Consider the following 12,621-nt stretch of genomic DNA (forward strand, 5'->3'; position numbering starts at 1 on the left):
AATAGTACTAGTTTATTCCCATGCCACGGGTTGTTTTAAAGCATGTTCACAAAGAATAATCACGATATCCCTTTTTTTGTTACGGGAAATGGGTCCGTGTCGGTTGGCGGGTCATATGGTAGGGCCATGCCGCATTGATTTCTGCCCCAATCAGCATCGTCGCTGCCGTCAGATAGAGCCAAATTTGTAGTAGAATCACCGCACCGATCGTGCCATACGTGTCCCCTAGAATCGAGAAGCGTTCGACATAGACACTGTATCCGGTCGACAGCAATTGCCACGAGATGACCGCAAACACGGCTCCGGGAAGTGTTTCGATGAACCGTACTCGCTGTTGCGGTGCGATTTTATAAAAGAGCGAGAACGCCATGATCAAGATGAGCGTCGAGACCGTATAGCGCGTCAGAGTCGACAAGCGGTCGAATTCTTCGACTTTCGGATAGAGGGCATAAATCAGTTCGACAAATTCTTGACCGAATAGATGAAACACAATCAAAATGACCGCCCCGATGCTCCCTGCTAAAATCACGAGCAACCCGATCAACCGTCGGAAGATATAGCCGCGCGCTTCCGTCTCCCCATATGCGAACACTGTCAGCTTGACGAGTCGTGCCGTCCCGTTCGAGGCCGACCAAAACGCGATGATGGCACTGACTGATAACAGTCCACCGTTCAAATTTCCGCTCACGTCATAGACGATGGATAACAGTTCACGCACACTTGACCCGGGAATGAGTGTCTCAATCTGTTCGATGAGAAGCGCATCATCGATTTGAAACCATGCCATCACGGCGAAAAGGACAAAAAACGTTGGAAAGATGGCTAAAAACCAAAAAAACGCCAAAGTGGCACTATAGTCGTTAATATGATGGTCTTTGAATCGATGCCTGACGTCTACGGCCAGTCGAAATACATTTTCAAACATCGCCACCCTCCTCTCATCACTGTTGCACTTATATTATTCTACATCTCGGGCAAGCTGTCCTTTTGAGCAATCGTTATTTCGGGTATGCCCTATACAGGACTAAATCTTACAAATGGGGTGGAACGAATGGAAATCGGTATGATCGGACTTGGTAAAATGGGCCTCAATTTGGCTCTGAATTTGACAGACAATGGGCATCGTGTCGTCGGGTATGACCCGGGAAACGTATCGACGAGTCAATTTGAGACGAAAGCCTCTTTGCAGGAAGTCGTTTCCGCGCTTCAGGTCCCTCGCGTCGTCTGGGTGATGGTGCCGGCGGGTGACGTGACCGAACACGTCTTGAACGACTTGCACAATCTTCTCTCGCCAGGCGACATCGTCATCGACGGAGGGAACTCGAACTATAAGGAATCGATGCGGCGTGCCGACCATTTCAAAGAAAAACTGATTTATTTCTTCGACGTCGGGACGAGTGGTGGGATGGAAGGTGCCCGTCACGGGGCGTGTACGATGATCGGAGGCGATTTGGAGGCGTTCGGAAAGATCGAGCAACTTTTCCAAGACGTCTCGACCGACCAGGGCTATTTGTACGCAGGACCGAGCGGAAGTGGTCACTTTTTGAAGATGGTGCATAACGGGATTGAGTATGGGATGATGCAGGCGATTGCCGAAGGCTTTGAAGTGCTCGAGAAGAGTCCGTTCGACTATGAATATGAAGATGTCGCACGCGTTTGGAATCACGGGTCGGTCATTCGCTCATGGCTCATGGAACTGACGGAGAGTGCCTTCTCGAAAGATGCGAAGCTCGACGACATTCGAGGGGTCATGCATGCATCCGGTGAAGGCAAGTGGACGGTCGAGACGGCACTCGAGTACGACGTCCCGACACCGGTCATCGCACTCTCCCTCATGATGCGTCAACGCTCACTTCAAGAGGATACGTTCTCAGGCAAGGTCGTCGCGGCATTACGGAACGAGTTCGGCGGGCATGCGGTGGAGAAGAAAGAGTAAATCATCAAGGTCTCGACCAATTGGTCGAGACCTTGATTCATTCCATCGTATTCCCTTCTGCCGGAATCGGATGGCTTTTAAGCATTCTCGCAAAATGGACGAGGTTATACGCCATCGTCTTTCCGTGAGACTTCGTGAATTCATTTTCTCGTCCAGCATCAAGATACGAATCACCTGGTCCCGCTTCTCCGACCCAGTACGTGTCGACATTCGGCGGCACGGTGAAACCGATGTGGGACAATCCGTAAAGAATCGAAGCACATGCGTGTTTCGCCCCATCCTCATTCCCCGTGACGACGACTCCACCGACCTTGTTGTAGTAAATCGCCTGTCCTGATTCGTTCGTCAGTCCGCTACCACCGTATAGACGTTCAATCACTTGGGTGGCGACGCTACTCTTCTCCCCGAGCCAGAGTGGTGTCCCAATCACGACAATATTCGCGGCCTTCACTTTCTCAAAAATCTGTGGCCACTCGTCCCCATCTCCTTCATCTTCCGTCACACCGAACTTGACGTTGTAATCAACAATCCGAACAATCTCGGTTTCGACGTCAAGCGCCTCGAAGTGTGGGATGATGTCACGAATCAATCCTTCCGTATGGGACGTCGTGTCTCCACCTTTTAGCGTACAGTTCAAAAACAAAGCTTTCATCCGATCCCTCCTAAGTAAATGACGTTCCATTAGGTGTTCCCGTTCGCTAAATGTTTCAAATCTATATTACAAAATCTATAAAATGGTATTAATCATATCTGTCTATAATCGATTTTATCTGGCCATCCGGTTCTTGATACACCACATGATCTAGTGACAGTTCCGTCGGCGATTGAACGCCTGCCGCAGCCGTCATATTGTACAGTCCTTCCCGGAGCGAGATGATGTAGTTCGTCACCCGAAAGCTTTTCTCATCGACAACGAGGGCTCGCTGCAGTCTCGGGTCAGTCGTCGCGACACCGACCGGACAGCGATTCGTATGGCAAACCTGTGCCTGGATGCACCCGACATTGAACATAAGTCCGCGAGCGATATTGACGAGGTCTGCGCCGAGCGCGAGTGCGATGGCTATCTTATCCGCCGTGATGAGTTTCCCAGACGCGAACAGTTTGACTCGGTCTCGCAAACCGTGCTCGATGAGAAGGTGATGCACGTAAGGGAGCGCCGCCTTCAGCGGTAAACCGACTGTATCCGCAAGCTCTTGATACGTCGCACCCGTACCCCCTTCACTCCCGTCGATGGTGATGAAGTCAGGTACAATTTGAGATCTCGCCATCTCTCGGACGAGCGAGTCGATGTCTTGCAACTTCCCGACTACAAGTTTGATGCCGACCGGCTTCCCACCGATTTCACGTAACCTCTCAACAAACGCCAACAATTCAACATGGGTGTGAAATTCAGAGAAGCGGTTCGGGCTGTCAATGGTTTCCCCGACTCGTACATGACGGATTCGGGCAATCTCCTCGGTCACTTTCGATCCGTCGATATGTCCACCACGTGTCTTCGCGCCTTGGGCAAGTTTCAGTTCGAACGCTTTCACTTGCGGAAGATCACTCTTTTGTTTGAATGCCTCGACTGAAAACCTACCGTCTTCATCCCTTACACCGAAGAGCGCCGGTCCAATCTGACAGATGATATCGACGTTCCCTTTTAAATGATAGTCGGAGAGTCCACCCTCCCCCGTGTTCATCCACGTACCACCAGCACGACCGAGCCCAATCGAGAGGGCTGTGATGGCCCTGTCTCCAAGCGATCCGAAACTCATGGCCGACTGACCGACAAGCCCTCGAACGTAGAACGGTTCCCGACATGTCCGTTCGCCTATGATGATGATATCTTCTTCTGTTAATAAGTATGACGAGATGTCACGTTCGACGAGATGCTCTTTTCGGGTGAACAGATTGTCTTCATCGAGTTCATACACCCACGTCGATACCTTGGTTGAATTGTCGACGCGTAGCTCGTTCCGGTTCGTCGGGTAGAGGGCATTCTGAAGATAAAATCCGCCTGCCTCAAAGTCTCGTTCCGACCCGAATCCGATGATGCGCGACTTATACTTTCCTGCGATGACGGCCGACTCGTATTCATTCCGTGAGAACGGCTTCGCCTCATTATCGTTCAAGAACAAGTATTGCCGAAGTTCAGGTCCCATTTTCTCAAATATATAACGCAACTTTCCGAGAATCGGGAAATTACGAAGGACGGAATGTTCGCGCTGGTTTCGGTCACGCCGCCACAAATACACAATCAGGAGCGGCGGGGCCGTTATGATCATGAGTAAGAGGACAAGTAAGATGGTCAACATCGACGTATTGAGTGACACGCGTTTCCCTCCTCCATTGCTCGACGAAAAACACCCCGTTTAAAACAAAACAGGGTGTCATCAGTCGCTCGGGATCGTGACCCCGTCAAATTGTTCATTACGGCATAACGTGATTGCCTGCATCGCCAACTTGTAGTCCTCTTCCGGCAAGGCAATCAACTCGGTCGGAAGAACCCATTCTTTTGAGTTATACAGATGGATGACGAGCTTGGCGAGCACAAATTCTCGTTTATCGAACGTATTGTCATCGATGATAGTCGAGGTCCGGATCTTCCCTGCCTCTAAATCCATATAAGGAAGCAACCGTTCACGAACATGGGTGTTTCCCGCAATCACATACAGCGCGGCGAAATATTCTCGACCGGTACTGCCCGGATCCGTGAGCCTTTGTGCCAACCGTTTGAACTCGTTGTAGTGGTCGGAAGATAAAAAATCAATATGGTTCATCGGTCCACCTTCTCTCTCTAAGCCTCGCTTTGCTCTCAGGGTTTATAATTTCCACCTTTTTGTAGAAACTAACCCTATTTCGCTCAGATTCGACGCATCGAAATCGCCTCGCGCATCTGTTGAAGCGATGCCCGGGCCGCGTCCCCTCGCCGAATCATGACGGCTGTAAACAAGGCGTCGATCAGACTGAGTTCCGCAATGCGGGAAGCGAGTGCCTCTGAGCGAAATGCCGTTTCTTGAGACACCGTAAACAGAGACACGTCCACAATCTTCGAGAGTGGTGACTTCGCATAGTTCGTGATGGCAATCGTCGGGACACCTTTCTCTTTTAACAGTTTCGCGATATCGAGCGTCTCTTTCGAAGCACCGGAATGCGAGATGACAACGGCGACGTCTTCTGCCGTCAGCTGTGAGGCTGACATGAGCTGCATATGCGACTCGAGCATCGCGCTCACCTGAAGACCACTCCGCACAAACTTATGGTACGCATCGAGTGCGACGACGGCCGATCCGCCGCTCCCGAAGAATTCGATACGGCGTGCCCCAAGAAACAACTCCACCGTTTTCTCAAGAGAGGCACCCTCTAAAATCTGACGGGTCGATTCAATCGTCTTCCCGTTCGTCGAAAAAATTTTCTCTGCGATTTCGAGTGCCGTATCCGTCTCGGTAATATCTTCATGAATATCTTGAAGCGGCGCGACGACATCTGAAGCGAGTGCAATTTTTAACGCCTGATAGCCTTTAAATCCGACACGCTGACAAAAACGGAATACAGTGGATTCCGCGACATCGAGGTCATCTGCCACCTGATTGATGGTATGATGAATGATTTGTTCTGGCTGCTTTAAAATGTAGTCGGCAATGCGTTGTTCTTTTTTACTCAGTGTCGAATAGGCACCACGGATGCGGGCCGTCCCGTTCATCGTTTCCATCAAGAATCACCCTTTCTCTTCTTCATCTAACGATACCGTTTCGAAAAAAATTCCGCAATGTGTGATTCATGCAAATGATTGACCCACCTTACAAAAGTAGGCAAGAAGCGTGATTCCCGAGTGTGCTACTCTAATAAAGCACTTTTTAACTGCTTCACTCTTTGTACCATTTGAAATCGAAAGGACTGTTTCTCATCGAACATCACCTGAGTAGCTCATATAACTTACCACTCGTCATTCTTTCCATCGCTGTCGCCATCTTCGCTGCCGGTGTCGCTATCGATATTAGCAGTCGTTTGAAATATGCGAAACACGCCTCGCGACTCAGGTGGGTCGTAGCTGGCGCCTTCAGCCTCGGTCTCGGCATTTGGGCCATGCACTTCATCGGCATGCTGGCGTTTCACTTGCACGATGATGTGACGTACCATCTCGGCATCGTACTATTATCCATCGTGCCGGCCGTCGTCGCTTCCGGACTTGCTTTCTGGATCATCAGTCACCCTGAGACAAGACCAATTCAACTCGTCTTTGGTGCCTTCTTGATTAGTGTCGGAGTTGTTTCGATGCACTATATCGGGATGGAAGCGATGCAGATGAATGCGATTCTTACCTATGACCCGGTCATGTGGGTCGCTTCTGCCATCGTCGCCTTCGTCGCATCGCTCGTCGGCCTGTATATCCTTTTCTATATCCCAAACGTCTCCCGATTCCATTGGCGTCGCCTTGCCAGTTCTGTATTAATCGGGGTCGCCGTTTCCGGCATGCATTACGTCGGGATGGGCGCGGCTCGTTTCACAGAGATGAGCGAGGGAACGCAACCGGTCAGTGGATACTCGGTCGATAGTACGCTCCTCGCCTACGTCATCGCAGCGAGCGTCATGACACTTTTCATTTTGATGTACATATCGCTCCGGACGGCTTCGCAACTGGAGGCACAGTCGGAAGAACTCGAGTTGAAATTCGAATCCATCATCGAATCCGCCTCGGATGCCATCATCGTCGCTGACCACACTCGTGTCATTCTACAGTGGAACCAAGGAGCGACCGACTTGTTCGGTTACACGACTGACGAGATGGTCGGACAATCGATTGTCGCCATTATTCCAGAACGTTTCCGCGAGGCGCATGAACGTGGAATGCGTCGCTACGAAGCAACGGGTGAAAAACGCGTCATCGGTCAAACGGTGGAACTCATCGGAGTAAGAAAGGACGGCGTCGAAGTACCAATTGAAATGTCTCTCGGCACGTGGAAGACAGAGAAAGGAATCTTCTTCAGTAGTATCATCCGTGACATCAGCGAACGGAAACGGATTGAGGCGCAAATCAATGATCTCGTGTATTTGGATCCACTCACGGGACTCCCGAACCGCCGCCTGTTCAGTGACCGACTCGATGCTCTTCTCGGTCAATCCCAGCAAGAGCCGTTCGCGCTATACTATATCGACTTGGACAATTTCAAAGTCATCAACGACCGCTTCGGCCATTCGATTGGCGACCAGTTCTTGAAACAAGTAACCAATCGGATCGAGTCGACCATTCAAAAGACGGACACGCTCGCCCGACTCGGTGGGGATGAGTTCATCATCTTATCGCCTGATACGAAAAGTAACTTGGCAGCCCATCACGCACAGGAACTCATCAACGTCCTCCATCCTCCGTTTGAACTCGAGAATGAAGAAGTGTTCACGGGTGCCTCGATTGGAATCAGTCTCCATCCGTCCGATGGCGATACGGCCGAGGAATTGATTAAGAATGCCGATATCGCCATGTACCGGGCGAAGGCGGACGGCAAAAACGGCTATCAATTCTTCACGAACGAACTGAACGAATCAGTGTCCCGCCGCTCGAACTTATCAATGGCGCTCCGTAAAGGCATCGGTCGTGGCGAGTTCTCTGTACATTATCAACCGCAAATTCAGTTGGAGACGGAAACCATCATCGGTATGGAAGCGCTCGTCCGTTGGCAACACCCGGATCTCGGGATGATTTCACCTGGTGAGTTTATTCCGATTGCTGAGGAAACAGGGAGTATCCATCGTCTCGGGGAGTTTGTTTTAAATGAGGCGTGTCGTCAAAACAAGGCGTGGCAAGATGCGGGGATTCCCCCGTTCCGAGTCGCCGTCAACATCTCGGCCGTTCAGTTTGCACAAAAAGATTTACCGGAGGTCGTCAGTCGGGCACTCACCGCATCCGGTCTTGCGGCACAACATTTAGAGCTCGAGTTGACCGAGAGTGTCATCCAAAGTGCGGATCGCGCCATCGAAACGATGCATGAACTCGTCGCCCTCGGTGTCCATCTTTCCATCGACGATTTCGGAACCGGGTATTCCTCCCTCAGTTATTTGAAGCTGTTCCCAATCGATACGCTCAAGATCGACCAGCACTTCACGAAAAATATCGAGAGCGACGAGAAAGATGCAGCTCTTGTCAAAACAATCATCCGGATGGCGCACGAACTCGATTTGAACGTCATCGCGGAAGGGGTCGAAACAGAGAACCAAGTCGCTTTCCTGAAAGCCGAATCATGTAATCAGGCACAAGGATATTTCTACAATCGTCCTTTGCCAGCCGAAGAGATCGAAGTCTTCTTCCAACAATATAAGAAAGCATCATCGAGTTAATCCGTTCGACCTCCCGTTGTGGAGGTCGATTTTTTATTCGGAAAAGAAAAAAATTCCGTAACCCTACTTGTAAATCGAATTTATTTTGATATGATGAATACAGAGACGGAAAAAAATTCTTTTTCAGGGGTGACAATATGGAAATTGGTTTGATTGGTTTAGGGAAAATGGGTTACAACTTGGCACTCAACTTGAGCGACCACGGACACACAGTCATCGGGACGGACGTCGGGGACGTCACATCGGACACCTTTACGATTGTGCCGACACTCGAAGATGTCGTGAGCAAGTTGTCGACACCACGTATCATCTGGGCGATGGTCCCGGCCGGAGATGTCACGGAAGCGGTGCTCGCCGAATTGTATGAGCGACTCGAGCCAGGCGACATCGTCATCGACGGCGGGAACTCGAACTACAAACTCTCGGTCGCACGCGCCGAACAGTTCGCCGAGAAAGAGATCAAATTCTTCGATTGCGGGACGAGCGGAGGCACGGACGGGGCACGAAATGGTGCCTGTACGATGGTCGGGGGTGACGCGGAGGCGTGGCCAACGATTGAACCAATCTTCAAAGATCTGTCTGTCGAGAATGGCTACTTGTACACGGGTCCTGCCGGAAGCGGTCACTTCTTGAAGATGATCCATAACGGCATCGAGTACGGGATGATGCAGGCGATTGCGGAAGGATTCGATATTCTCGAGAAGAGCCCGTTCGATTACGACTACGAACAAGTCGCACGCGTCTGGAACCACGGCTCGGTCGTCCGTTCTTGGCTCATGGAACTCACAGAGAACGCCTTCAAGAAAGATGCGAAGCTCGATGAGATTCGTGGGGTCATGCATTCATCCGGTGAAGGCAAATGGACGATCGAAACGGCGCTCGACCTGCAAGCCGCGGCACCGGTCATCGCCCTTTCGCTCATGATGCGCTATCGCTCTCTCGAAGACGATACGTTCTCAGGTAAAGTCGTCGCTGCACTCCGCAACGAGTTCGGTGGTCACGCGGTCGTCAAGAAGTAACATCTGTGGAAAAGGTCACGGGGATATGGCCTTTTCCTTTGTAAAAAACTGTAAACGTTTACATATTCGGAATTTAGGGGGAATACTCAATGTCTGGCTCAACACTTATTTTGATCGCCTTAGCCGGGATCTTCTTGCTCTTATTTTTAGTCATTCGAACAAAGCTTCACGCATTTGTTTCGTTATTACTTGTCAGTTTAATCGTCGGGGTCGCAGCTGGCATGCCACTCGGGGATGTCATTGCCTCCATCCAAAACGGGATGGGCGGAACGCTCGGCTTCGTCGCCGTCGTCGTCGGTCTTGGCGCGATGTTCGGGAAGATGCTCGAAGTCTCTGGTGGCGCAGAACGCCTCGCCCAAACACTCGTCAGTAAGTTCGGTGAAGACAAGGCGCAATGGGCACTCGGAATTACCGGGTTCATCGTCGCTGTCCCGGTCTTCTTTGATGTCGGCTTTATCATTCTCGTACCAATCGTATACGGTCTCGCCAAAAAGACGGGACGCTCGCTTCTTTACTATGGGATTCCGCTCCTTGCGGGTCTTGCGGTCACGCATAGCTTCATCCCACCGACACCTGGTCCAATCGCTGTTGCGAACTTGATCGGTGCCGACCTCGGTTGGGTCATCTTGTTCGGTGTCATCGCCGGGATTCCAGCCATGATTTTAGCCGGTCCTGTTTTTGGGAAGTATATTGCTAAGAAGATTCATGTGACGATTCCGGATTACATGGAATTCAAAGAAATTGACACATCGAAAGAACTGCCGAGCTTCAAAATGATCTTGTCGCTCATCTTGATTCCGCTCGTGTTGATTTTAGCGAACACGCTCTCTGCGGTTCTTCTAGACGAAGGCAACGCGATTCGTGACTTCTTGACGTTCCTCGGACATCCGTTCGTCGCCTTGACGATCGCGACGCTCCTCACATTCGTCTTCCTCGGGACACGACGTGGCTACTCACGTGACGAGGTACAAGAGATCGCAACGAAAGCACTCGAGCCAGCCGGGATCATCATCCTCGTCACAGGGGCCGGTGGTGTGTTTAAACAAGTGCTCATCGACTCAGGTGTCGGTGACGTACTCGGTGAAATGATGGCCGGTTCACCACTTCCGGCGATCGTCCTCGCCTTCTTGATTGCAACGGTCGTCCGTGTCGCACAAGGATCGGCAACGGTGTCGATGGTCACGGCAGCCGGACTCATCACACCGCTACTCGAAATTCAAAACATTACGGGTGCGGCACTCGGTTTGATTGTCATCGCCATCGCCTCAGGGGCGACAGTCCTCTCACATGTCAACGACTCAGGCTTCTGGCTCGTCAACCGTTACTTCGGTCTCGATGTGAAAGACACGCTCAAGTCATGGACGATTATGGAAACAATTATCGGACTCACCGGCTTCGCCGTTGTGTTCTTGATTAGCCTATTCATCATCTAAGTTAGGAAGTGATTGTGTGTATACGATTGGGGTCGATATCGGGACGACGAGTACGAAAGCTGTCCTGTTCCACGGTCATCAACAACTGGCGGTACATAACGTGTTGTATCCGCTTCTCACGCCCGATACGGAGACGGCCGAGCAAGACCCGGTCGTCATCTACGGGGCCGTGCTTGAAGCCGTCTCGGCGGTCCGTGCCAAAGCGGACGGTCCGATTCGCTTCGCATCGTTCAGCTCGGCGATGCACAGTTTGATTGCGCTCGATGCAGCAGGACGTCCGCTCACGAACAGCATCACGTGGGCCGACAGTCGGGCGAATCCGTATACGCAAGAAATCAAACGCAACTTTGATGCGAGCGCCCTCCATATGCGTACCGGCACCCCGGTTCATCCGATGGCACCGCTGTCCAAATTGCGCTGGTTGAAAGCGGAGCACCCTGACGTCTTTACCCAGACGGACAAGTTCGTCTCCATCAAAGAATATGTCTTCTATCGGTTGACGGGACGCTTCGTCGTCGACCATTCCATCGCTTCAGCGACAGGACTGTTCAATCTGAAACAACGAGATTGGGACACGGAAGCACTTGAAGTCGCTGGTGTGACTTCAGATCGCTTGTCTGAACTCGTCCCGACAACCGAAATCTTGCAGGTGACGCCTGAGGTGACCGAGACGCTCGGCTGGGACTTCCCACTCGTCATCGGGGCAAGCGACGGCGTGCTCTCAAATCTCGGTGTCGGTGCTTTCGAACAAGGTGTCGTCGCCGTGACGATTGGGACGAGCGGCGCCATCCGGACAGTCGTCTCGGAACCGGTCGAAGATCCAAAAGGCCGTATCTTTTGTTACGCGCTGACGGACAAGCATTGGGTAATCGGTGGACCAGTCAATAACGGCGGCATCATTCTCCGCTGGCTCCGTGACGAGTTCGCAGCAAGCGAGGTCGAGACGGCGAAACGACTCGGGATCGACGCGTACGATGTGTTGACGCGAATCGCCGAGACGGTCAAACCAGGTGCGGACGGACTCTTGTTCCATCCGTATTTGATGGGTGAACGGGCTCCACTTTGGGATTCGAACGCTCGCGGTTCATTTTTCGGGCTCAGCATTCACCATAAGCGCGAACATTTCATCCGCGCTGTGTTGGAAGGTGTCATCTTTAACCTCTATACGGTCATGCTCGCACTCGATGAGTTGACGGGCGCCCCGAACCGCATCCATGCGACAGGTGGTTTTGCCCAATCGAGCTTGTGGCGTCAGATGATGGCAGACATCTTCGATACGCCGGTCGTCGTGCCAGAGAGTCACGAGAGTTCATGTCTCGGGGCTGTCATGCTCGGGGAGTACGCCTTCGGGGACATCGAGGAGTTCCAAGAGGTACCACAAGTGACCCATGAGCATACACCGGACATGGAAGCGACGAATGTGTATCGCGAACTTTTGCCGATCTACATCCGCCTGTCACGTCACCTATCTGAGGAATATGAAGCGATTTCTGCGTTTCAGCGGAAGCATGTATAATGACAAACCGAGTCCTTGAAGGGCTCGGTCTTTTTGATTCATGACAGGATTTTTCGTGATATACATGGAAAGTAAGGACGAGGTCAAACAATCATCGTATCGAAGAAGGGATTGATGGAATGGCGATTGCAATCGGATATCTCATCGCAGGTTTAGGTGCATTCGTGGCGTATTGGTTCAGTACAGGCGAAGCACGAAACACAAAATTTAGAATATGGGGAATCGCTCTTATGATTCCTATATCACCAGCCTTAGCGTTTTCCATCGGACTCTCGTACGCAATCAGTGTACAGAACGGATGGGCTGGATTGATCATGTGGTTTATTTTCCCTATCATTTTCTTGAGTGGTCTGGCGTTACTATTGATTGGTCTTTTCAAAAAAGAAAAGAAGTTGGTTTGAA

The 12,621-nt window shown here is 51.3% G+C and carries 11 protein-coding genes; 6 read left to right on the forward strand and 5 right to left on the reverse strand.

Features of this window, described 5'->3' with window-relative positions; all coding sequences use genetic code 11:
- Positions 1 to 79 precede the first annotated feature (79 nt).
- Positions 80 to 925, reverse strand: a complete 846-nt coding sequence (locus tag F3H97_RS09450) for a YihY/virulence factor BrkB family protein (protein WP_159562907.1) — start codon at positions 923 to 925, stop codon at positions 80 to 82.
- Positions 926 to 1,051: 126 nt separating this feature from the next.
- Here F3H97_RS09450 and gnd (F3H97_RS09455) point away from each other — a divergent pair, with 126 nt between their 5' ends.
- The gene (gnd, locus tag F3H97_RS09455) at positions 1,052 to 1,936 is read left to right on the forward strand and encodes a phosphogluconate dehydrogenase (NAD(+)-dependent, decarboxylating) (protein WP_196431220.1); all 885 of its coding nucleotides are present in this window, start codon (positions 1,052 to 1,054) and stop codon (positions 1,934 to 1,936) included.
- 37 nt (positions 1,937 to 1,973) lie between these two features.
- Here the strand turns inward: gnd (F3H97_RS09455) and F3H97_RS09460 are convergent, their stop codons facing one another.
- The 4 genes from F3H97_RS09460 to F3H97_RS09475 form a co-directional block, all read right to left on the reverse strand.
- Positions 1,974 to 2,588 (reverse strand): flavodoxin family protein, encoded by a 615-nt coding sequence (locus F3H97_RS09460; protein WP_196431221.1) that lies wholly within the window; start codon positions 2,586 to 2,588, stop codon positions 1,974 to 1,976.
- 88 nt (positions 2,589 to 2,676) lie between these two features.
- On the reverse strand, positions 2,677 to 4,233 hold the full coding sequence (locus tag F3H97_RS09465) for an FMN-binding glutamate synthase family protein (RefSeq protein ID WP_196431865.1): 1,557 nt from the start codon (positions 4,231 to 4,233) through the stop codon (positions 2,677 to 2,679).
- A 78-nt stretch (positions 4,234 to 4,311) separates the two neighbouring features.
- Positions 4,312 to 4,698, reverse strand: a complete 387-nt coding sequence (locus F3H97_RS09470) for a hypothetical protein (protein WP_159562915.1) — start codon at positions 4,696 to 4,698, stop codon at positions 4,312 to 4,314.
- A gap of 83 nt (positions 4,699 to 4,781) precedes the next feature.
- Positions 4,782 to 5,630: a MurR/RpiR family transcriptional regulator gene (locus F3H97_RS09475; RefSeq protein WP_196431222.1), complete on the reverse strand. Its 849-nt coding sequence runs from the start codon at positions 5,628 to 5,630 to the stop codon at positions 4,782 to 4,784.
- Positions 5,631 to 5,791: 161 nt separating this feature from the next.
- On the opposite strand from F3H97_RS09475, the gene F3H97_RS09480 reads away from it, so the two are divergent.
- The 5 genes from F3H97_RS09480 (at position 5,792) to F3H97_RS09500 (ending at position 12,620) form a co-directional block, all read left to right on the forward strand.
- The gene (locus F3H97_RS09480) at positions 5,792 to 8,251 is read left to right on the forward strand and encodes a bifunctional diguanylate cyclase/phosphodiesterase (RefSeq protein ID WP_196431223.1); all 2,460 of its coding nucleotides are present in this window, start codon (positions 5,792 to 5,794) and stop codon (positions 8,249 to 8,251) included.
- Between the two features lie 137 nt (positions 8,252 to 8,388).
- Positions 8,389 to 9,270 (forward strand): phosphogluconate dehydrogenase (NAD(+)-dependent, decarboxylating), encoded by an 882-nt coding sequence (gnd, locus tag F3H97_RS09485; protein ID WP_196431224.1) that lies wholly within the window; start codon positions 8,389 to 8,391, stop codon positions 9,268 to 9,270.
- Positions 9,271 to 9,359: 89 nt separating this feature from the next.
- Positions 9,360 to 10,703, forward strand: coding sequence for a GntT/GntP/DsdX family permease (locus F3H97_RS09490; protein ID WP_012727268.1), 1,344 nt, complete (start codon positions 9,360 to 9,362; stop codon positions 10,701 to 10,703).
- A 16-nt stretch (positions 10,704 to 10,719) separates the two neighbouring features.
- On the forward strand, positions 10,720 to 12,219 hold the full coding sequence (gene gntK / locus F3H97_RS09495; RefSeq protein ID WP_196431225.1) for a gluconokinase: 1,500 nt from the start codon (positions 10,720 to 10,722) through the stop codon (positions 12,217 to 12,219).
- 119 nt (positions 12,220 to 12,338) lie between these two features.
- Positions 12,339 to 12,620 (forward strand): hypothetical protein, encoded by a 282-nt coding sequence (locus F3H97_RS09500; protein WP_196431226.1) that lies wholly within the window; start codon positions 12,339 to 12,341, stop codon positions 12,618 to 12,620.
- The last annotated feature ends 1 nt before the right edge of the window (position 12,621 follow it).

Origin of the sequence: Exiguobacterium sp. SRB7LM, assembly GCF_015712685.1 — a bacterium.
Lineage (GTDB): Bacteria > Bacillota > Bacilli > Exiguobacteriales > Exiguobacteriaceae > Exiguobacterium > Exiguobacterium profundum.

Excerpts from the sequence above, each read along its gene's own strand:
- F3H97_RS09450 (WP_159562907.1), bottom strand. The coding sequence starts at position 925 with ATGTTTGAAAATGTATTTCGACTGGCCGTAGACGTCAGGCATCGATTC.
- gnd (WP_196431220.1), top strand. The coding sequence starts at position 1,052 with ATGGAAATCGGTATGATCGGACTTGGTAAAATGGGCCTCAATTTGGCT.
- F3H97_RS09460 (WP_196431221.1), bottom strand. The coding sequence starts at position 2,588 with ATGAAAGCTTTGTTTTTGAACTGTACGCTAAAAGGTGGAGACACGACG.
- F3H97_RS09465 (WP_196431865.1), bottom strand. The coding sequence starts at position 4,233 with ATGTTGACCATCTTACTTGTCCTCTTACTCATGATCATAACGGCCCCG.
- F3H97_RS09470 (WP_159562915.1), bottom strand. The coding sequence starts at position 4,698 with ATGAACCATATTGATTTTTTATCTTCCGACCACTACAACGAGTTCAAA.
- F3H97_RS09475 (WP_196431222.1), bottom strand. The coding sequence starts at position 5,630 with ATGGAAACGATGAACGGGACGGCCCGCATCCGTGGTGCCTATTCGACA.
- gnd (WP_196431224.1), top strand. The coding sequence starts at position 8,389 with ATGGAAATTGGTTTGATTGGTTTAGGGAAAATGGGTTACAACTTGGCA.
- F3H97_RS09490 (WP_012727268.1), top strand. The coding sequence starts at position 9,360 with ATGTCTGGCTCAACACTTATTTTGATCGCCTTAGCCGGGATCTTCTTG.
- F3H97_RS09500 (WP_196431226.1), top strand. The coding sequence starts at position 12,339 with ATGGCGATTGCAATCGGATATCTCATCGCAGGTTTAGGTGCATTCGTG.